Origin of the sequence: Agrobacterium sp. ST15.16.055 (genome assembly GCF_027956555.1) — a bacterium.
GTDB classification, from domain to species: domain Bacteria; phylum Pseudomonadota; class Alphaproteobacteria; order Rhizobiales; family Rhizobiaceae; genus Agrobacterium; species Agrobacterium salinitolerans.
Map to the genome: position 1 here is coordinate 40359 of NZ_JAQKGN010000013.1, position 19243 is coordinate 59601.

General features: G+C 58.9%; 19 protein-coding genes. 12 read left to right on the top strand and 7 right to left on the bottom strand.

The features are described from left to right. Nucleotides 1-100 precede the first annotated feature (100 nt). Both PL599_RS17400 and PL599_RS17405 read left to right on the top strand, forming a co-directional pair. The gene (locus PL599_RS17400; RefSeq protein WP_269824208.1) at nucleotides 101-874 is read left to right on the top strand and encodes a ribonuclease T2 family protein; all 774 of its coding nucleotides are present in this window, start codon (nucleotides 101-103) and stop codon (nucleotides 872-874) included. A gap of 112 nt (nucleotides 875-986) precedes the next feature. Continuing rightward, complete coding sequence (locus tag PL599_RS17405) at nucleotides 987-1583, top strand: glutathione S-transferase (protein ID WP_269824207.1); 597 nt, start codon at nucleotides 987-989, stop codon at nucleotides 1581-1583. A gap of 115 nt (nucleotides 1584-1698) precedes the next feature. On the opposite strand, the gene PL599_RS17410 is transcribed toward PL599_RS17405, so the two are convergent. Next, the gene (locus PL599_RS17410) at nucleotides 1699-2355 is read right to left on the bottom strand and encodes an outer membrane protein (protein WP_077982547.1); all 657 of its coding nucleotides are present in this window, start codon (nucleotides 2353-2355) and stop codon (nucleotides 1699-1701) included. 349 nt (nucleotides 2356-2704) lie between these two features. On the opposite strand from PL599_RS17410, the gene PL599_RS17415 reads away from it, so the two are divergent. From PL599_RS17415 to PL599_RS17435, 5 genes are all read left to right on the top strand, one after another. Beyond that, nucleotides 2705-3493: an SDR family oxidoreductase gene (locus PL599_RS17415; RefSeq protein WP_269824206.1), complete on the top strand. Its 789-nt coding sequence runs from the start codon at nucleotides 2705-2707 to the stop codon at nucleotides 3491-3493. After that, on the top strand, nucleotides 3490-5535 hold the full coding sequence (uvrC, locus tag PL599_RS17420) for an excinuclease ABC subunit UvrC (protein ID WP_165691164.1): 2046 nt from the start codon (nucleotides 3490-3492) through the stop codon (nucleotides 5533-5535). Before PL599_RS17415 ends, uvrC begins: the two co-directional genes overlap by 4 nt. A gap of 103 nt (nucleotides 5536-5638) precedes the next feature. Beyond that, complete coding sequence (gene pgsA / locus PL599_RS17425; protein WP_077982549.1) at nucleotides 5639-6226, top strand: CDP-diacylglycerol--glycerol-3-phosphate 3-phosphatidyltransferase; 588 nt, start codon at nucleotides 5639-5641, stop codon at nucleotides 6224-6226. Continuing rightward, a complete protein-coding gene (gene moaD, locus PL599_RS17430) occupies nucleotides 6226-6480 on the top strand; it encodes a molybdopterin converting factor subunit 1 (protein WP_269824205.1) in 255 nt (84 codons plus the stop codon). The genes pgsA and moaD overlap by 1 nt, the downstream gene beginning before the upstream one ends. 4 nt (nucleotides 6481-6484) lie before the next feature. Then, complete coding sequence (locus tag PL599_RS17435; protein ID WP_137410066.1) at nucleotides 6485-6940, top strand: molybdenum cofactor biosynthesis protein MoaE; 456 nt, start codon at nucleotides 6485-6487, stop codon at nucleotides 6938-6940. 111 nt (nucleotides 6941-7051) lie between these two features. On the opposite strand, the gene PL599_RS17440 is transcribed toward PL599_RS17435, so the two are convergent. Further along, nucleotides 7052-7948: a branched-chain amino acid ABC transporter permease gene (locus PL599_RS17440; protein WP_269824204.1), complete on the bottom strand. Its 897-nt coding sequence runs from the start codon at nucleotides 7946-7948 to the stop codon at nucleotides 7052-7054. 61 nt (nucleotides 7949-8009) lie between these two features. Between PL599_RS17440 and PL599_RS17445 the strand changes: the two genes are divergently transcribed. Together PL599_RS17445 and PL599_RS17450 are read left to right on the top strand one after the other, a co-directional pair. After that, entirely contained in the window at nucleotides 8010-8561 is a 552-nt protein-coding gene (locus tag PL599_RS17445) for a CGNR zinc finger domain-containing protein (RefSeq protein ID WP_077982553.1), read from the top strand. Then, on the top strand, nucleotides 8558-9070 hold the full coding sequence (locus tag PL599_RS17450) for a hypothetical protein (protein WP_137410063.1): 513 nt from the start codon (nucleotides 8558-8560) through the stop codon (nucleotides 9068-9070). Before PL599_RS17445 ends, PL599_RS17450 begins: the two co-directional genes overlap by 4 nt. Nucleotides 9071-9367: 297 nt before the next feature. On the opposite strand, the gene ndk is transcribed toward PL599_RS17450, so the two are convergent. Together ndk and PL599_RS17460 are read right to left on the bottom strand one after the other, a co-directional pair. Next, nucleotides 9368-9790 carry a nucleoside-diphosphate kinase gene (gene ndk / locus PL599_RS17455; protein ID WP_003496769.1) on the bottom strand — a complete coding sequence of 141 codons (423 nt, stop codon included), beginning with the start codon at nucleotides 9788-9790 and terminating at the stop codon, nucleotides 9368-9370. Nucleotides 9791-9893: 103 nt separating this feature from the next. After that, nucleotides 9894-10589 (bottom strand): glutathione S-transferase family protein, encoded by a 696-nt coding sequence (locus tag PL599_RS17460; protein ID WP_137410061.1) that lies wholly within the window; start codon nucleotides 10587-10589, stop codon nucleotides 9894-9896. A gap of 256 nt (nucleotides 10590-10845) precedes the next feature. Here PL599_RS17460 and PL599_RS17465 point away from each other — a divergent pair, with 256 nt between their 5' ends. Together PL599_RS17465 and PL599_RS17470 are read left to right on the top strand one after the other, a co-directional pair. Beyond that, on the top strand, nucleotides 10846-11892 hold the full coding sequence (locus PL599_RS17465; protein ID WP_269824203.1) for a GGDEF domain-containing protein: 1047 nt from the start codon (nucleotides 10846-10848) through the stop codon (nucleotides 11890-11892). A gap of 69 nt (nucleotides 11893-11961) precedes the next feature. Further along, on the top strand, nucleotides 11962-13845 hold the full coding sequence (locus PL599_RS17470) for an ABC-F family ATP-binding cassette domain-containing protein (protein ID WP_269824284.1): 1884 nt from the start codon (nucleotides 11962-11964) through the stop codon (nucleotides 13843-13845). Nucleotides 13846-14066: 221 nt separating this feature from the next. Here the strand turns inward: PL599_RS17470 and PL599_RS17475 are convergent, their stop codons facing one another. After that, entirely contained in the window at nucleotides 14067-16007 is a 1941-nt protein-coding gene (locus PL599_RS17475; RefSeq protein WP_137410060.1) for an EAL domain-containing protein, read from the bottom strand. A 112-nt stretch (nucleotides 16008-16119) separates the two neighbouring features. After that, nucleotides 16120-17196, bottom strand: coding sequence for a GGDEF domain-containing protein (locus PL599_RS17480; protein ID WP_269824202.1), 1077 nt, complete (start codon nucleotides 17194-17196; stop codon nucleotides 16120-16122). A gap of 445 nt (nucleotides 17197-17641) precedes the next feature. Between PL599_RS17480 and PL599_RS17485 the strand changes: the two genes are divergently transcribed. Then, the gene (locus tag PL599_RS17485; RefSeq protein ID WP_077982557.1) at nucleotides 17642-18568 is read left to right on the top strand and encodes a Gfo/Idh/MocA family protein; all 927 of its coding nucleotides are present in this window, start codon (nucleotides 17642-17644) and stop codon (nucleotides 18566-18568) included. A gap of 202 nt (nucleotides 18569-18770) precedes the next feature. Here PL599_RS17485 and PL599_RS17490 read toward each other — a convergent pair whose 3' ends face one another. Continuing rightward, complete coding sequence (locus tag PL599_RS17490; RefSeq protein ID WP_137410057.1) at nucleotides 18771-19220, bottom strand: DNA polymerase III subunit chi; 450 nt, start codon at nucleotides 19218-19220, stop codon at nucleotides 18771-18773. Nucleotides 19221-19243: the final 23 nt, after the last annotated feature.

The following is a 19243-nucleotide window of genomic DNA, read 5'->3' on the forward strand; positions in this document are numbered from 1 at the left end:
TCAAAGATTGGCGGTTTGCCCCGTTCACAAGTTGATGTAAGACCGGATCGTCGCCCGCCGGCGATGTGAGGTCGTCCACTTTCCGGAGAACGTACACGGAATGAAGCGTTATGCCGGTTTCATCGCCCTGGGCCTTCTATCGCTCGCCGCGTTGTGGTTCGCGCGGGGAAATCCGGTGCCGACCAGCCCCGCCAGCAACCGGCAGACACAATCCCAATCGCAAACCGCCGGCAATTCCCGGCCGGACGCTCAAGGGCGGGAAGTTTTCCAACAGGCGACAGGTAAAAACCCTGCGCCCCGTGGAGACGGGTTCGATTTTTACGTGCTGTCGCTCTCCTGGTCACCGGCATTCTGCGCCAGCTCCGAAGGCTCGGGCAACCGCCAGCAATGCGGCAGCGACAGGCGTTACGGTTTCGTGGTGCATGGGCTGTGGCCACAGAACGAAAACGGCTACCCTGAATTCTGTCGAAGCGGCGAACCCGACCGTGTTCCGGACGCTATCGGCCGCCCGCTGTTCGACATCATGCCGTCCATGGGCCTGATCGGCCACCAGTGGCGCAAGCACGGCTCCTGCTCCGGCCTGTCGCAGCGAGACTATTTTTCGGCGACACGAGCCGCCTTCGAAGCCATCCGGCTGCCGAAAAAGATCGCCTCGGGCGCCGAGGCCACCACTCTCTCCGCCGACGCCATAGAAACCGCCTTCACCGACGCCAATCCCGGCCTGTCGAAACGCGGCATCTCCATCAGTTGCGACGGCAGGCGCCTTGAGGAAGTGCGCATCTGCCTTAACAGAGACATGACATTCCGCGACTGCCCCGAGCTTGACCGCAAGGGCTGCCGCGCCAACACCACGGAAATCATCCCCATTCGCTAGCGCGCATCGGATATTCCCTGTTGCGTTCTTCTACATATTTTCCAGACATAAAACCGCTATGCAGTCTTATAGACTAATCCAGTCCACAGACGACAACCCACAGGACCCGACCATGGAACTGCTCTACTCGCCCGCCTCCCCCTACTCCGCCAAGGTACGTATGGCCGCGCGCCACCTTGGCATCGACATTACCTCCGTGCGTGTCGATACCAGTGCCGAGCCGGCAACGCTGATGGACAACAATCCGCTCGGCAAGATTCCGGTCCTGCTTCTGGATGAAGGCGGCTCGGTCTATGACAGTGTGGCGATCATGCATTATCTCGACCGTCTTTCGGGCGGCAAGCTCTACCCGAAAAAGAACGGCAAGCGTACGGATGTGGAAATTCTAGAAGCGCTGTGCGACGGCATCATGGATTGCCTGCTGGCCATCGTTTACGAGCGTCGTTTTCGCCCGGAAGATAAGATCCACCAGCCATGGATCGACAAGCAGTGGAGCAAGGTGGTTCGCGGACTTGATTATCTCAATGCAAACCTGCCGAAAACCGGCAAGAAGCTGCATGGCGGCCATTTCGCCCTTGCCGCGATGATCGGTTATCTCGACCTGCGTTTCGCCGGGGAATGGGCCGAAGGACGCGATGCTCTGGCGGCTTGGCCTGAAACCTTCGGCAAGCGTTTCGAGGCCTATGCGGAAATGAAGGCCGCCGCTTGAGGCTTTGACTCGAACAACGCCCGGCCTGATCGCCGGACGTTATTCTGGCCCTATGCCAAAAAACAAAAAAGCCGAGGCGTAAACCCCGGCTTTTCTTTGACCGATCCGAAAAGGATCAGAATTTGACGCCGATACCGGCCTTGACGGAGTGATCGTCGAAACCACGCGAGAAGGCGCCGGAGTCGAGACCGTAGTCCTTTTTCTGGTAGTCGCTATAGCGATATTCCAGACGGGCGGTGATGTTATCGGTCACCATGGCTTCCACACCGGCACCAACAGTGTAACCGAGAGCGGTGGCGCTGTCCTTGGAGGTCGCGTCACGCACCTTGTTATCGGAAACTGCCAGACCGGCCGTGCCGTAGAGCAGGAACGGGTTCATGTCGTAACCGACGCGGGCACGCAGCGAGCCGTTGACGCCCTGCTTGCCTTCGATGGCGTTACCGGCAACCGTACCGGCAGAGCCCTTCTCGTCACCGAGATTGATGTCGGCTTCACCACCGTAAACGATCTGGCCGTTCTGCATGTTGTAACCGCCGTACAGGCCGCCGCCGAAGCCCTTGGCGTCACGGCCGTCATTGCTGGAGCTGAAACGGCCCCAGTCATAGTTGACCGTACCACCGAGGTAGGCGCCGGACCAATCCTTGACCGGTGCTGGCTGGTCGTAGGACACCGGTGCCTGTGGCACTTCATTTACGGCGTCAGCGGCGTGAGCAGCCGAAAAGCCGGCCACTGCCATGGTCGAAGCCATAAGGGTTGCTACGAAAATACGCATGCTATTCTCCTTTCAGGACCGCTCTGTACTCAAAACATTGTTCTCAGACGCGGTGTAAACTCGTCGGGTTAATCGCCCCTCTGGAAACTGAATTTGATAGGAGAATGCGGAGATCAAAGAGCCAAAATGTGAATTGTTTGGGGCAGCGGCGTGACTAGAATTAGACGTTGCCCAATTGCCACAAGGAGTTTATTAACCCTAACAGAAACCTAACCAGCAATAGATCGCCTTTAAACTTAGTTATATTCAAATTAAACCGAAATTGCATTGCGAATAAAAAATCGCCCAATTCTTTTGGGGATGCGTGACAGCTTGCGATTTGCATCTATATCCAGCACATAGGGAATATATGAGCAAATGCAGGTCCGTCGTGAAAGAACATATACCGAAGACAGTCTTGATAACGGGGGCCGCCCGCCGGCTGGGGCGGGCAATCGCCACCGATCTCGCAGCCCACGGCTTTGCGATTGCCGTCCACGCCAATGAATCGATGGCACAGGCGGAGGAATTCGCTAACGAAATAAGGCGGAAAGGTGGCAAGGCCGTAGCCGTTCAGGCGGACCTGACACAATCTGCGTCAACAATGACGCTTGTCGAAAAGGCCGCCTCAGCCCTCGGGCCGATTGGTGTCGTCGTCAACAATGCCTCGGTTTTTCTGAAGGATTCGGCGGAAACGCCCGATCCTGATGTGTTCGATGCGCATTTTGCGGTTCATGTGCGGGCCCCTTCCCTCATCGCCGCCGCCTTCGTCGAGCAATTGCCTGCGGATACATCCGGGCTGATCGTCAATATAATCGACCAGCGCGTGCTTGCGCTGACCCCGCGTTTTTATTCCTATACGCTTTCGAAATCGGCCCTTTGGACCGCAACACAAACCATGGCACAAAGCTTCGCGCCACGGGTGCGGGTCAATGCCATCGGGCCGGGTCCCACCTTCAAAAGCGAAAGACAGGCGCCCGAGGACTTTCAGGCGCAGATCGACGGCCTTATATTAAAGCGTGGTCCTGCGCCGGACGAGTTCGGGCAGACGATTCGCTTTCTTTACGACACGCCGTCGGTCACCGGACAAATGATCGCGCTCGATGGCGGCCAGCACCTCGGCTGGGAAACCCCTGACGTGGCGGAGATAAATGAATGAACGGAAAGAAGCTGCCTGACGGCGGTATTCTCTTCGATGAAACCGACGACGAAGACGACGATGCAAACCTTGCCGTGACCGATGCGGCCGAGGCATCGAGCGACGTTGCCGGCATGGACTGGAATGCGGGCTGGAAGAATGAATCCGGCCTGAAGGGCATGGATCTGATCGGCGAATTCGTCAAACACCTGCCGAATGCGCCGGGCGTCTATCGCATGTTCAACGAGGCGAACGACGTTCTTTATGTCGGCAAGGCGCGCTCGTTGAAGAAGCGTGTCGGCAATTACGCGCAGGGCCGCGTGCATTCCAACCGCATTGCCCAGATGGTGCGGCTGACCGCGCATATGGAATTCGTCACCACCCGCACGGAAACAGAGGCGCTTCTTCTGGAAGCGAATCTGATCAAGCGCTTGCGGCCGCGCTTTAATGTGCTTTTGCGCGACGACAAGTCGTTTCCTTACATTCTCATCACCGCCGACAATCGTGCCCCGGCGATCTTCAAGCATCGCGGTGCGCGGGCGCGCAAGGGCGATTATTTCGGCCCCTTTGCGTCCGCCGGCGCTGTCGGCCGTACGATCAATTCGCTGCAGCGCGCCTTCCTGATCCGTACCTGTACGGACAGCGTGTTCGAAACCCGCACGCGTCCCTGTCTTCTTTACCAGATCAAGCGCTGTTCCGGCCCCTGCACGCATGAGATCAGCGATCAGGGGTATGAAGAACTTGTCAAGGAAGCCAAGGATTTCCTGTCCGGCAAGAGCCAGAGCGTCAAGACCGCGATTGCGCGGCAGATGAACGAGGCGGCCGAGGATCTCGATTTCGAGCGCGCCGCCGTCTATCGCGACCGGCTGGCCGCACTTTCCCATGTCCAGAGCCATCAGGGCATCAATCCCGCCGGCATCGAGGAGGCGGATGTCTTCGCCATCCATCACGAAGGCGGCATCTCCTGCATTCAGGTGTTCTTTTTCCGCACCGGCCAGAACTGGGGCAACCGCGCCTATTTCCCCAAGGCCGACCCTTCCCTGCCCGGCTCGGAAATCCTCAACGCCTTTTTGGCGCAGTTCTACGACGACAAGCCTGTGCCGAAGCAGATCCTGCTGTCGGAGGCTGTCGAAGAACAGGAACTCCTGGCGGCTGCCCTCGGTGAAAAAGCCGGGCACAAGGTGACGATCAACGTGCCCCAGCGCGGCGAGAAGAAGGACATTACCGACCATGTTCTGGCCAATGCCCGTGAGGCGCATGGCCGCAAGCTGGCGGAAACCTCGTCTCAGGCGCGGTTGCTGAAAGGCATGGCCGAGACGTTCAACCTTCCCTATGTGCCGCGCCGCATCGAGATTTACGATAACTCCCACATCATGGGCACCAATGCCGTGGGCGGCATGGTGGTGGCGGGGCCGGAAGGTTTCGTGAAGAACCAGTACCGCAAATTCAACATCAAATCGACCGACATCACCCCCGGTGACGACTTCGGCATGATGCGCGAAGTGATGACCCGTCGCTTCTCGCGCCTGCTGAAAGAAGAAGGCAAGCCGGATCGCGAACGCGTCCCGACCCCGGAGGAAGCGGCCGACCTGCCCTTCCCCGCCTGGCCGGATGTGATCCTGATCGACGGTGGCCAGGGCCAGATGACCGCGGTGCGGGCCATCCTCGATGAACTCGGCATTCGCGACTGCGTGACCGCCATCGGCGTCGCAAAGGGCGTTGACCGCGAGGCGGGCCGCGAACGCTTCTTTGCGGATGGGCGCGCCGATTTCTCTCTGCCGCCGCGCGACCCCGTGCTTTATTTCATCCAGCGCATGCGCGACGAGGCGCACCGCTTCGCCATCGGCTCGCACCGGGCACGACGCAAAAAGGAAATGGTGCGCAATCCATTGGATGAAATTTCGGGAATCGGTCCGGGACGGAAACGCTCCCTGCTGCAGCATTTCGGCACGGCAAAGGCGGTTTCCCGCGCCGGCCTCAACGATCTGATGGCTGTTACCGGCATTTCGGAGACGGTGGCGCGACAAATTTACAATCACTTCCACGAGAGCGGCAGCGATTGACGCAGAACGGTGGGACCGAACTGCTAAAAAAACATAATCACGTGTTGACGCTATGCCTTGGCGGCGGCATCAAGACAGTTGATCTCAGACTGACAGGTTTCCCATGGCTTCGCGCGCATACAGCATTCCCAACCTTCTCACCTATGGCCGCATCTTCGCGGTTCCTGTCATTGTCCTGTGTTTTTACGTCGAAGGGAAACTGGAAAGCTCGGATTTCGCGCGCTGGACGGCTCTGTGGCTGTTCATCATCGCTTCGCTGACCGATTTCCTCGATGGTTATCTGGCGCGTATCTGGAACCAGACCTCCAATATCGGCCGCATGCTGGACCCGATCGCCGACAAGCTTCTGGTCGCCTCCGTGCTCCTTTTGATGGCGGCGGATGGCACCATTGCCGGCTGGTCGCTCTGGGCGGCCATCACCATTCTCTGCCGCGAAATTCTGGTCTCGGGCCTGCGCGAATATCTGGCGGCGTTGAAGGTCAGCGTTCCCGTCACCCGCATCGCCAAATGGAAGACGACCATCCAGATGGTCGCCATCGCCTTTCTTCTTGCCGGTCCGGCCGGCGACAAGGTTCTGCCCTACACGACCGAAATGGGTATTACCCTGCTGTGGCTCGCGGCGGCGTTGACCATGTATACCGGCTATGATTACTTCAAGGCCGGCCTGAAACACATCGTGGACGAAGACTGATGACGCGGATCGTTTATTTCGCCTGGGTTCGCGAGAAGATCGGCACGGATGAAGAGGAGCTGGACATCCCCCCCTCCATCACCACCGCCGGCGAGCTGATCGCGTGGCTTGCGACGCGCGGTGAAAATTACGAAGCGGCCTTCGAATTCCCCAATGTAATCCGCGTCGCCGTCAATCAGGAACATGTCGAGCACGATGAAAGCATCGTCGGTGCGCGCGAGATCGGCATCTTCCCGCCGATGACGGGGGGATGAGCGGGTGCAGCCGACAGTCCGCGTGCAGGCAAAGGATTTCGACGCTGCGGAAGAAACCCGCCGGCTGACGGAAGGGGACAGGAGCATCGGCGCGGTCGTGGCCTTCACCGGGCTCTGCCGGGATGATGGCGGCACGCTTGCGGCGCTGGAACTGGAACACTATCCCGGCATGGCAGAGGCGGAAATAACCCGCATCGCCAAGATTGCCATGGAGCGCTTCGGCCTTCTCGGCCTCACCGCCATCCACCGCCACGGCAAGATCGCTACCGGCGAAAATATTGTCCTCGTCATCGCAGCTTCATCGCATCGACAGGCGGCCTTCGATGGCGCGAATTTCGTGATGGACTATTTGAAGACATCCGCCCCGTTCTGGAAAAAGGAACATGGCAAGGATGGCTCGGCGGGCGACTGGGTGGCGGCAAAGACGACCGACGATACGGCGAAGGACAAGTGGCGATAGAGCATTTCCAGGAAAAGTGGAGCCCGGTTTTCCGTCCGGAAATGCGACGAAACAAAGAGTTAGAGCGCTTTCGCGATTCGAAGAAACGCGAAAGCGCTCTAGGGGCCAGACTCAGGGTGCTTCCACCCTGCTGCGCATGACAATCAGCCAGCCGACCAGCATCGCCAGAACCACCGCATCGCGCCAGGCGGCCGGTCCGTAACCGACCCAGAACGTTTCCGCAAAGCCGACGGCGGCGGCCCCAAGGCCGCAGATGAGCGGACTGGCATAACCGCCCGCCGCTGAAATCAGCACCACCTTCAGCCCAAAAACCAGACCGGCCCCGAAATCCATGGTGCCGTAATAAAATGTGGCTAGCACACCGGCGATCGCGGCGACCAGACCCGCCGCGCAATAGGACAGCAGAAATATCCTGCCCGCATTCACCCCGCATAAAGCGGCGGCAAAAGCATCGTCCGAGACCGCCTTCCAACGCCTGCCGAAAGCGGAACGGTCAAGATAAAACGACCCTGCGAGAATGAGCAGGCAGAAGGCCGCCGTGTTCAGTATCTGCATCGGTGTCAGGGTCACGGCAAAGCCGCCATCGGCCCAGAAGCGCACCGGCTGAGATAACAGCGGCGGCAGCCATAATTGCCTTGTATCGGCGGCGAGCCTTGCGCTTTCGGTCAGCGCGATCAGCACGCCGACGGAGGCGACGATCACGGCATTGGGAGAGGCTTGCGCCAGCGGCCGCATCACCGCCCTGCCGACAAACCCCGCCACCCACAGCCCGCCGAACAGGCCTGCCCCCGCCCCGAGCGCCAATGTTGCCGGCAGAACCAGCCACAGCCGGTTCCAGCCGAAATCCGCAAATAACAGGCAGGTCTGGCCGGCAAAGGCGAATATGGCGCCATAGGTTAAATCGGCGCGTTTGGTCACCGAAAAGGCGACGGCATAACCGAAGGCCAGAACCGCATAAAGCGAGGCGACCGGCACGGCATTCAGCAATTGTTGCAGGAAATAGGCCAAGCGCTTCCTCCCTCGATTATTATAACTGTTAAAACTCATTTTGACAGTTATAATACGTGGCATGACCTTTCGCTGGACAGAACATCGTTTCGCAGGCGGCGCATTGGCGCTGGATGTCGCCAACAGCGTGATCCTGCGCTCGGATGCGGCAAAAACAGTCGACCGTTTTGCCGTGCCGGCGCAGATCGCGGCCTTTGCCGAAGCGGCCACAAAGCTCGGCGCGGAACGTGACAGGTTTCCCACACTCATCGCGCCCGAGGCGGAAAAGCAGGCGGTTTTTCTCGATCTTCGCGAGGCTGTCGACGATTATTTCCGCGCCGCCATTGCCGGCGACGACGATGGTGACGACAGGCTGGCCGGGCTTCTCTTCGCCTGCGGCACGGCGCTGCGGACGTTTCCGCTTGCCGAGAACCTCGGCAACGCCACCGCCCATTCCGCCCTCTCGCTGCTTGCCGGCGAGACACGGGAACGGCTGCGCATCTGTGGCAATTGCGGCTGGCTTTTCATCGACCGCAGCAAGAACAGAAGCCGTATCTGGTGCGATATGGCGGTGTGCGGCAACCGACGGAAGGCCAGCCGGCACTATCATCGGAAAAAGGAGGCGCAAACATGAAAGGAATCGCCCTTCCATTGCTGACGATTGCAGGGATGCTCGCCCTTTCCGGCTGCCAGCGGGACGAACCGCGTGAGGTGGCGAAGATCTCCGGCCGGATGTTTGTGTTTAACTACCGCGTCGCCATCGCCACCTATCTGGTGACGCTTCAGCGCATCGCCCCCGTTCGTGACGGCAGCACCATTGAGGCGACGTTCGAAAACCCGCGCGGTGGTCCAGACCTCGCCAGCCGCGAGAAGATTTTTCCGAAAGACGAAAAGATCACGGTTCAGAGCCCACCCGTGGAATGTGTGAAGCAGGACCGGCCCTATAAGGTCACCATCCGCATCAAGGGGCCGGAAGGCGATATTCTGCAGACCATAGAGACCACGATCCGCTCCGACACTGACCAGTCGCTTCTTCCCGCCAAGCCGCTGGTGGTCGGCCCACTCTATACGCCCAATCCGGAGGTGTTCAAACCGGATGGCACGACGGATATGCGGCCAGTTCAGGGATGCCCGGCATCGTAGGCCCGACGGAATGAATGACGTGAAGACTTTTCCTTTCTCATTCCTGTGCTCGTCACAGGAATCTAGTCAGCCCAAGTCCTTGGGCCGAAAGGACTCCTCTCGCCGCGCAGACGCGCGTTGGCTGGATTCCTGTGACAAGCAAAGGAATGAGAAAGGTGGAATGACTGCGGCTGCAGCCTAGTCCTTTCCCGCCTATCCAAACAAAAAAACGGAGCCTCTCGGCCCCGCTTCTTCGAGTCTTTTCAGCAGCTTCGTGCAATCGCCTGCAACGACGATTCAAGCCGTTGAGATTTTGAATCAGCCGACGATTTCGGTTTCGGCGAACCAGTAGGCGATTTCCTGAGCGGCGGTTTCCGGAGCGTCGGAGCCGTGAACGGAGTTTTCGCCGATGGAGAGCGCGAAGGTCTTGCGGATGGTGCCTTCAGCGGCCTGGGCCGGGTTGGTGGCGCCCATGATCTCGCGGTTCTTCAAGATAGCGTTTTCGCCTTCCAGAACCTGAACGATGGTCGGGCCGGAGGTCATGCCTTCAACGAGTTCGCCGAAGAAGGGACGCTCTTTGTGAACCGCGTAGAAGCCTTCGGCTTCGCGCTTGCTCATCCAGACGCGCTTGGAGGCGACGACGCGCAGGCCGTTGTCTTCAAATACCTTGGTGATCGCGCCCGTCAGGTTACGCTTGGTTGCGTCCGGCTTGATCATCGAAAATGTGCGTTCAATCGCCATATGTCCGTTTCCTTTTCCTTCAGAGAAAGTGGGCGGTCTTTACCCGCCCAAAGGCCCGAAAACAAGGGGGATCGACGAGATTGCGACGATCATGCCAGACATTTCACGCCGCTGTCACACTGCGGCCTCTCGCATCGTAGAGATCGAGACAACCTTCGAACCAGTCCCGCACGGGGTCGTTTTCGGCGAACAAATCCGCCCCGGTGGTAATGCGCGCCCATTGCAGGGCGCCGAAGACGATATAATCCGCAAAGAGAGGCGATGCGCCGCCGATGAAAGGCTGGAAGCTCAGCATACGCCGGATCGGCGCAAGCAATGCCGGGAAGGCTGCGATTTCCGCCTCGCGGTTCGCCACCACATCCTCGAGCGGGCGGCCGAGGGCTTTCGTGCGGCTGTCGCGGAAATAACGGCGGTCCGGCTCGTCCAGCATATTGTGGATATCGAGCACGGCAATACGGACAATGGCCGGGTGAAGCATCGTCTGCGACCAGCTTTCGACGAAACGGGCCATGGCCTTGCCGCCCTCGCCGTTGAACAGCGACGGGCGCTCCGGGTAAGTCTCGTCCAGATAAAGCGCGATCTCAAAACTGTCACTCACCAGCTCGTCACCGTCTCGCAGGATCGGCACGGTCTTCGAAAAACCATCCTCCACCGTCGGGATCACGGTGAAGGGTAAAGGCCGCTCCTCGAAATCCAGCCCCTTATGCGCCAGCGAAAGCACGGTTTTCCAGCAATGGGGAGAAAATGGCCGGGAAGTATCGCTTCCGCATAGCGAATAAAGCGTTCTGGAAGTCGTCATGGGCTGCCCTCTTCTGCAATATCGATAAAACGATATAAGAACGGCCGGGCGATGAAATCAAATCAGGATTTGTCATTCAATCGATCACAAGCGCATGTGATCCGTGAGTCTGTGCGAAGTGAAATTTTTCACTTCGCAGCGCAACAATTTTTCCCTGATTCAATCAATTTTAAAGCGTTGCTTGTAAGAATAACACCATTCAACAATCGGTTATTGCCGGTCTATTCATAATAATCTCTCGGTATTGGGGCTGTCAGTGACGACATCGGCGGGCGATAAAAAACGTGATCAGGCGCGAAGTTCTCTTGTCGTCACCAAAATTACGCAGTTCATCGCCAAGATGAACATTGCGCCTCTGCCGCGCAATTATGAATTGATCTACGAAATATTGTCCGGACACAATCCTGCCATGGGTCGCGACATTCTTGCGCTCGGCAATGCGCCGCAGCAGCATGAAATCGACCTCATCGGCCAGCGGCACAATCTGCCCGGCTTTTCGCGCATCGAAGCCGAACAGATGGCAAGCGAGGCCCTCGATACACTGACGCAGATTTCCGCGCGGCTTGATGCAAGCCTTCGACGCACAGAGACTTTCCTGGCCAGCCTTGAGCAGGATGAGGATGGCGAGCGGTCCGCAGCGGAGCGCTTGGTCGATTTGCTGGGCGACATCCACGAAGAGCAGACGAGCCTTCGGAATTTCATCGCCATGGGACTGGTGAAAATCCGCGAGGTTGAAAGAAACCGGGGCGAGCTTCAGGTCGCCTCGTTGCGCGACGCGCTGACGGCTCTACCAAACCGGGCCGCCTTTCTCGAAAAGCTGGACCTTCTTTTTTCAAAGGACCGGGCTGCATCCGCCACCTCGCTCGTGCTGCTGGATATCGATCATTTCCGGGAGATCAACGGCAAATACGGCTCGTCCGCCGGCAACAAGGCATTACGACGTCTCGCCGCCCTGTTTCGCAAAACCATCAAGAAAGACGATTTCGTCGCCCGTATCGGCGGTGATGAATTCGCATTTCTGTTTGCCGGCGTATCGCAAAACACGGCCGAGGCCATTGCCGAGCGGCTGCGGCAGAGCGTGGAGGCGTTGCGCTTTGCGACCGCTGGCGGCGATGGCGAACATCTGACGGTGTCGATCGGCGTCGCAGAAGTGGATGGCACCGCCACGCCCGCCGAATTTTTCGGCCATGCCGAACTCGCGCTGCTTTCGGCCCGCTGCGGCGCACGCAATTGCGTCGTCGGTTATTCGCGGGAGGTGGCGCAGCATAGCCGCAACAGCTATCTGGTGCAGCTCGGCGATTGACCGTTTAATCTCGCGCGATGTGGCGCGGGCGCTCTTGCCTTGGCCAAACAGTTCGGCCAAAACGGCGCCATGATTACGATTACCGATCTTTCCGCCCGCATCGCCGGGCGTCTGCTTCTCGACCATGCCAGCGTGACGCTTCCCGCCGGTGTGAAGGCGGGCCTTGTCGGCCGCAACGGCGCCGGCAAATCCACCCTGTTCCGGGTCATCACCGGCGACTTCTCGGCGGAAAGCGGTTCGGTGACGATCCCGAAGCAGGCGCGCATCGGCCAGGTGGCGCAGGAAGCTCCAGGCACCGAAGACTCGCTGATTTCCATCGTGCTTGCCGCCGACAAGGAGCGCAGCGCACTTCTGGCGGAAGCAGAGACCGCAACCGATCCACACCGGATCGCCGAAATCCAGATGCGGCTTGTCGACATCGACGCCCATTCGGCCGAAGCGCGCGCCTCCAGCATTCTTGCCGGCCTCGGTTTCGATCACGAGGCGCAGCTTCGCCCCGCCTCCTCCTTCTCCGGCGGCTGGCGCATGCGCGTTGCGCTCGCCTCCGTGCTGTTTGCCGAACCCGACCTGCTGCTCCTCGATGAGCCGACCAACTATCTCGACCTCGAAGGCACGCTCTGGCTGGAGGATTATATCCGGCGGTATCCACACACTGTCATCATCATCAGCCACGACCGCGATCTTCTCAACAACGCCGTCAATTCCATCGTGCATCTGGACCAGAAGAAGCTGACCTTCTATCGCGGCGGTTACGACCAGTTCGAGCGGCAGAAGGCCGAGGCCGACGAATTGCAGATGAAAGCGAAGGCGAAGAACGACGCCGCGCGCAAGCATCTGCAAAGCTTCATCGATCGTTTTCGTGCCAAGGCCACCAAGGCGCGCCAGGCGCAGAGCCGCATCAAGGCGCTGGAGCGCATGGGCACCGTGGCCGCCGTGATCGAGGATCATGTCCAGCCGATCACATTTCCCGAGCCGGAAAAGCAGCCCGCCTCCCCCATCGTCGCCATCAATGGCGGTGCTGTGGGTTATGAGCCGGGCAAATCGATCCTGAAGCAGCTCAATCTGCGGATCGACAATGACGACCGCATCGCGCTGCTCGGCTCGAACGGCAACGGTAAATCCACCTTCGCGAAATTCATCTCCGGCCGGCTTGCCCCCCAGGCGGGCGATCTTCGCGTTGCTCCCGGGCTCAAGATCGGTTTCTTCGCGCAGCACCAGCTGGATGACCTCGTGCCGGATGAAACGCCGGTCGAACATGTGCGCAAACTGATGCCGCTGGCGCCCGAAGCGCAGGTGCGCGCCCGTGTCGCCCAGATGGGGCTTGCGACGGAGAAAATGGCGACAGCGGCGAAGGACTTGTCCGGGGGCGAAAAAGCCCGCCTGCTGATGGGGCTTGCGGCCTTCCATGCGCCGAACCTGCTGATCCTCGACGAACCGACCAACCACCTCGACATCGACAGCCGTCGGGCGCTGATCGAGGCGCTGAACGATTATAGCGGCGCAGTCATCCTCATCTCGCACGACCGCCACCTGATCGAGGCGACGGTCGACCGGCTGTGGCTGGTGGCCGACGGCACGGTCAAGACCTTCGAAGGCGACATGGAGGAATATCGCGATATCGTCGTTTCCTCTGGCAGGAAGAAGGAAGACAAGACCGACGCCGTCCCCGATCAGGCATCCAAGGCCGATCAACGAAAGGCCAACGCGGAAAAGCGCGCCCAGCTCGCGCCGCTCAAGAAAAAGATCAATGAAATCGAATCCCTGACGGCAAAGCTTGAGAAAGTGATTCAGTCGCTCGACAAGGAGCTGTCGGACCCGGCCCTTTATGAAAAGGCCCCTGCGAAGGCTGCCCAGAAAGTGAAGGAACGTGGTGAGGCGGCTGCAAAGCTCTCCGATGCGGAAGAGCAATGGCTGCTGCTTTCCAGCGAATATGAGGATGCGATGGCGGGCTGACGAGGCCGGGTTTGCAGTGCATCCCCTCTCCGTCCGGCGACCTCCGAGGAAGCCGCCGAACCTATTGTCGATCTTACTTCGCGTCGATCGTATTGAGGCCTTCACGCGCGCATTCGACAGCGTTTGCGCCGTTGCGACCGAAGGAGTTTCCCAGCACAGACCGGGAAAACATTCAATGCAGCGGTCACCGAATTCACCCCTGACCGCCATTGGCCTCCGCGCTAAGCGCAAGCCCTGCGCGGCTGCAATCGCGCAAGCGGTACGGCTGGGGAATAAAGATAACCCTGCCCGAAGCGAATGCCCATCTGCATGAGGAGCCGGCTCTGTTCCTCGGTTTCTATGCCTTCCGTCACCAGCTTCGCACCATAGCGCTCGGCGCTCTCGAAAGCGAGCGCGATGGCCTCCCTGAACCGCGACTGGTCGAGCCTCGACGTCATCCAGTGATCGATCTTCACCTCTTCGAAAGGGAACCGCGCGAGCAAAGTGAGTGCGGCATAACCGGTGCCGAAATCATCGAGCGCCAGCCGGACGCCCGCGGCAATCAGCGTGTCGAAATTCTGCTGTACGACGTCAGTGGTCGGTATTCTGCTCATCTCCGTCACTTCGATTGAGAGGCGATGCGCCGGCACCGCCATTTCGTGCAGCAGCGCCACGACCCGGTCTGCGAAATGCGCGCTCGCAAAAGACGATGCGGAGATATTCACCGCCAGATGAAAATCCGCCTCAAGGCCCTGCAGGTCTCGAAGGTCACGCACGACGGCTTCTATCGTCGACCATTCGAATTCCACCAGCAGCCGATGGCGTTCGGCGATCTCCAGCACATAATAAGGCGATAGCGCCTGCCCCCGCGCATCGACCGCGCGCAGGAGCGCTTCAGCGCCGATCATGCGACGATTGCGCAGTTCGAATTTCGGCTGATAACAAATGGGCGGCGTGCCGGATTTGATCCAGTTGACCAGCATCTGCCGCACCGCCTCGTCCCGTGTCGCTTTCTCGGCAAAGGAGAAGGGAAAAATCTGCACCGGATGATCGCTTCCCTTCAGCGCCAGGCTGAGGTGCCTGAGGAACGAGGCCGTGTTCTGCCGGGAAAGCCTGTCCAGATTCGCCGCACCGATTTTGAGATGCGGCACCGGCCCCGCCTCCGCCAAGCGGCAAAACGTGCTCAACCCGTCATGCAGATGCATCATGAGTTTTGTGCTTTCGGACTTCTCCAGCGAAATCCCCCGCATGACGACCGCAAGCGTCGTATCGCCGAACATGAAGCTGCACGGCGTATCGGAGCTGCATAGCAGGCCGTCCTCCCTGTCGCAGATTTCACGCGCCAGCCTCGGCCAGAAAAGATCGCTCCAGTCCTCGCCCGCGCAGGCGGCGACATCGGCAATATTGACGATCTCGATCAGAATGAGGGCATGCGAAACCGCCGGCTCCTGCCGCATCATCGCTTCTATATGGTCCCTTAGGGCGCGCCTGTTGGGCAGGCCGGTCAACGAATCCGTGCGTGCCGCCGATTCGCGTTGCCTTGTCTCTTCCCGCGCTCGCGCCTCGTTGCGCAGAAGGATGAACAGGCAGAAGATCATCGGCAGGCCGACGGCAACGGCGCCCAAGGTTCGGCGGCCTATTGCACTTAAAAACAGCGACTGGTCGACCAGCCCAAGGACGAACGAGACCGAGACGGCAAGCAGCACGGCAATGAACCTGACCGCGAAGACGGTGAGGATATCCCGAATTCCCAGATCGGCGAGGCGGCGCTTGCGCATCCAGCCATACATGATGATGCCGCTGGCCGAAATGACAACCATGTCCTGCAGGGCCGCAAAAAACAGCACGGGACCACCGAACACGAAACGCCCCGCCGCCACGAGGGACAGGCTGATCAGCCCGCCCTGCCAGGAGCCAAGCACCCCAGCCAGAAACAGCAGGTCGGAGCGGATATAGGGTTTGGAGGGCAGCTTGATGAATTCGGACACCAGCAGCGTCAGCAGAAAGCCCGCCATTCCAAAGATGATGCCGTAATAGATTTTATAGCGCGGGTCCTCGAGTGCTATATTTCGCCGCACAAGAATGAGCACAGACACCATGCCAATCACGGCGGCGGCCTGAAGCAGCAGGAATGGAAGCTCGGCAGCCGATGCTGCCGCTTGTGCGGCGATCAATTCCATCATCTGCGTTCCCCGGTTATATTTTGTTCTGGCGCCCGCATTCCGACACCTGGCCTTCACAAATCCTGCTTCTGGCAGGGCAGACTTTACAACACATCGCCAGACCTTCGCCGCCCTATGCCGAGATCGCGGATTCGACGTCGTAAATCTCCGCTGGCTCGACAATCGTTCCAATATTCCCGGAGGCGAGTACCAGCCGATCGCGGCCTTGACGCTTCGCCTCGTAAAGCGCCACATCGGCCCGGTTCACCATCTCGTATATGATTTCCCTGCCGTCACCGGAAACGGCAATGCCGAGGCTGACCGTTACGATCTCTCGTCCGTCGGGGCGGTTAAGATGGGGTATGGCCTCGTCGATCACGGCCAATCTGAGCCTTTCGCCAATGGCGAGCGCGGCGGAAACAACGCAATTATCGAGCAGAACCACAAATTCCTCGCCACCGTAACGCGCGACAAAACTTCTGTCGCCATCGTCCCTACAAAGGGCGTTGCGCAGTCTGCCGGCGACCCTGCGCAGGCAGTCGTCGCCGGCCACATGCCCCTCTGAGTCATTATATTTCTTGAAATAATCGACATCGAGAAGGATGAGCGCCCGGGGCCGGCCGCTGCCGCCCGAGGCGTGGCTCGCCGCTTCGTCAAAGCTGCGGCGGTTGCGAATGCCGGTGAGCTGGTCGGTTTTGGAAAGCTGCTGAAGCTCGTGATTTGCCCTCTGGATCCTCTGCAGCAAAGTCTTTTCACGCAGCGAGGCCAGATAATCCCGCCTTTCCACCTGTTCGATACGATAGGCCGCAAACAGCGAGACGGCGCTGATGCCGACGGAACACATGATCGCCGGCAGCTTGGCCACCTCACTCGTCACGGTGACATATTCCATGCCGACGATGAAAACCGCCATGCAGCCGACCGTTCCCATGACCGCAACCGGAAACGGTTTTCGGTGTATCGTGTTCATATAGAGGACAACGGTGACGATACCCATGTAATATTCGCTCGCCGACGAGGTCCGAGCATTGGCGTAGATGAACATGATCGATGCGACGACCAACATGCAGCCCAGCCCGTGAAGGACCTCATGCGCCACCGCATCCGCCCGCTCCCTGAGCGCATAGTATCGTGCCGGAAAATAAAGAAAAAGAAGCGGCGTGATGATAAGCAGACGGACCGTCAGATCCAGCCAGATGATATCCGGCACCAGACTTAGGTCCACAAACACGTAGAGATTGTAAAGGATGACACCGAAAATCAATCCATATGTATTGAATTTCCGACTGCTTTCGTTGACTTTCCGAAGAAAGCCAGACAAACGATCATCTTCAAACAAAAACACAAAACACCCGCTTCGTAAAATATATTCAAGTGAAATCTAAAATTATTACGGATAACTGCACAATACACCGGAGAAAATTAACACTATAACTATCAAAATTCAAAAACAACACTCAATAATCCAGAAAAATATTTGAAACAATCGAATATTAATTGATCTGCGGATACACACACCGAAACTTGTTGCGATATTACGGCTTGAAAAAAGACGCGCCGCATGGAAACGATCACCTTGCTCCTTGGAGCGTTTCTGCTAGAAACTTGTAAAAATCACACTTTATCCCAAGCAGCACTCAGACGGGTTCCACTTCATGTCAGCCACCAAGCTTGCCATCGTCGGCGTCGGCAAAATCGTTCGCGACCAGCATCTTCCCGCCATTGCAGGCAATCCGGATTTTGAGTTGATCTGCACCGCAAGCCGTCACGGCACCGTGGACGGCGTCGCTTCCTATGGCACCATCGAGGCCATGCTGGAGGCTGTGCCTGATATCGATGCGGTGTCGCTGTGCATGCCGCCGCAATATCGCTATGAGGCGGCTTACGCAGCGCTGAATGCCGGCAAGCATGTCTTCCTTGAAAAGCCGCCGGGCGCCACCCTTTCGGAAGTGCAGGATCTCGCTCGGCTGGCGGATTCGAAGGGCCTTTCACTGTTTGCGAGCTGGCATTCGCGTTATGCGCCCGCGGTCGAGGCTGCGAAGGCGTTTTTGGCCTCGACGACAATCGACAGCGTGCATGTCATCTGGAAAGAGGATGTGCGTCACTGGCACCCGAACCAGGCCTGGATCTGGCAGGCAGGCGGTCTCGGCGTGTTTGACCCCGGCATCAATGCGCTTTCGATCATCACCCATATCCTGCCGCGCGCGCTGTTCCTGACCAAGGCGACACTCGAATTCCCGGAAAACCGCGACGCCCCGATCGCCGCCGACCTGCATTTTTCCGATGTGACGAAAATGCCCGTCCATGCCGAATTCGACTGGCGTCAGACCGGCAAGCAAAGCTGGGATATCGTTGCCGAGACGGCCGCGGGACAGATGGTGCTTTCGGAAGGCGGTGCGAAGCTCTCGATCAACGGCGAAGAAAAGCTCTCCCAGCCGGAGCGGGAATATCCTGCTCTTTACGAGCGTTTCTCGGAAATCATCAAGGCAGGCCGTTCCGATGTCGACCTCGCGCCGTTGACCCATGTGGCTGACGCTTTCCTGCTCGGCCGCCACAAATTCGTGGATTCCTTCTACGACTGAGAAGCCGAAACGCTTGCCAAGAACGCTGATTCAAAGGGCGCGACTGACGAAACGGTCGCGCCCTGAATTTTTGGCCTCATACAGCGCTCTTCGAGGCTGTGCAGCGGCCCCATGCGGTCTGCATCCACATGAAGGGGCAAGCGCACCACCAATGCCGAGACAGGCATCAACCGCCTGTCGGGGAGGCACGGTCCCTGGTGGATCAGGCTTTTTTCTGCCAGCGGCCTTCTGGCGATTGCTGCCAATAGGTCAGGGAGTGCCCCTCCGTCTTCAGTCTCTTCCAATGGTTACGTGCTATTTCCAGCTGGTAGGCATCGTATCCGTCGAACATGAAGACGACGCGTTCATAAGCCTCCACCGCCGGCGGCTCGGCGCCATCAACGAGAAAGCGGACACTTGCCGCGTTGGCGTTCTCGCCCGACGCCGTTAGGAGAATCGGCTGATTTTGCGGTGCGGGCGAAATATCGGTGGCGTGCGGCAGGAAGCTGTCGTCACGAAAGGTCCAAAGATGCGTGTCGAGAAAATCACGGCGCTCCTCGCCCACCGTCTGGATCGCGACCTTCCAGCCGCGTTCCAGCGATTTCTCAAGCAAGGGCGGCAGCGCGTCCTCCAGCTTCGATTCCGTCAGGTGGTAGAACAGAATTTCAGTCATTCGCAGACGCGCAGCTCCGCTCG

Excerpts from the sequence above, each read along its gene's own strand:
- PL599_RS17400 (WP_269824208.1), top strand. The coding sequence starts at position 101 with ATGAAGCGTTATGCCGGTTTCATCGCCCTGGGCCTTCTATCGCTCGCC.
- PL599_RS17405 (WP_269824207.1), top strand. The coding sequence starts at position 987 with ATGGAACTGCTCTACTCGCCCGCCTCCCCCTACTCCGCCAAGGTACGT.
- PL599_RS17410 (WP_077982547.1), bottom strand. The coding sequence starts at position 2,355 with ATGCGTATTTTCGTAGCAACCCTTATGGCTTCGACCATGGCAGTGGCC.
- PL599_RS17415 (WP_269824206.1), top strand. The coding sequence starts at position 2,705 with ATGAGCAAATGCAGGTCCGTCGTGAAAGAACATATACCGAAGACAGTC.
- uvrC (WP_165691164.1), top strand. The coding sequence starts at position 3,490 with ATGAACGGAAAGAAGCTGCCTGACGGCGGTATTCTCTTCGATGAAACC.
- pgsA (WP_077982549.1), top strand. The coding sequence starts at position 5,639 with ATGGCTTCGCGCGCATACAGCATTCCCAACCTTCTCACCTATGGCCGC.
- moaD (WP_269824205.1), top strand. The coding sequence starts at position 6,226 with ATGACGCGGATCGTTTATTTCGCCTGGGTTCGCGAGAAGATCGGCACG.
- PL599_RS17445 (WP_077982553.1), top strand. The coding sequence starts at position 8,010 with ATGACCTTTCGCTGGACAGAACATCGTTTCGCAGGCGGCGCATTGGCG.
- PL599_RS17450 (WP_137410063.1), top strand. The coding sequence starts at position 8,558 with ATGAAAGGAATCGCCCTTCCATTGCTGACGATTGCAGGGATGCTCGCC.
- ndk (WP_003496769.1), bottom strand. The coding sequence starts at position 9,790 with ATGGCGATTGAACGCACATTTTCGATGATCAAGCCGGACGCAACCAAG.
- PL599_RS17460 (WP_137410061.1), bottom strand. The coding sequence starts at position 10,589 with ATGACGACTTCCAGAACGCTTTATTCGCTATGCGGAAGCGATACTTCC.
- PL599_RS17470 (WP_269824284.1), top strand. The coding sequence starts at position 11,962 with ATGATTACGATTACCGATCTTTCCGCCCGCATCGCCGGGCGTCTGCTT.
- PL599_RS17475 (WP_137410060.1), bottom strand. The coding sequence starts at position 16,007 with ATGATGGAATTGATCGCCGCACAAGCGGCAGCATCGGCTGCCGAGCTT.
- PL599_RS17485 (WP_077982557.1), top strand. The coding sequence starts at position 17,642 with ATGTCAGCCACCAAGCTTGCCATCGTCGGCGTCGGCAAAATCGTTCGC.
- PL599_RS17490 (WP_137410057.1), bottom strand. The coding sequence starts at position 19,220 with ATGACTGAAATTCTGTTCTACCACCTGACGGAATCGAAGCTGGAGGAC.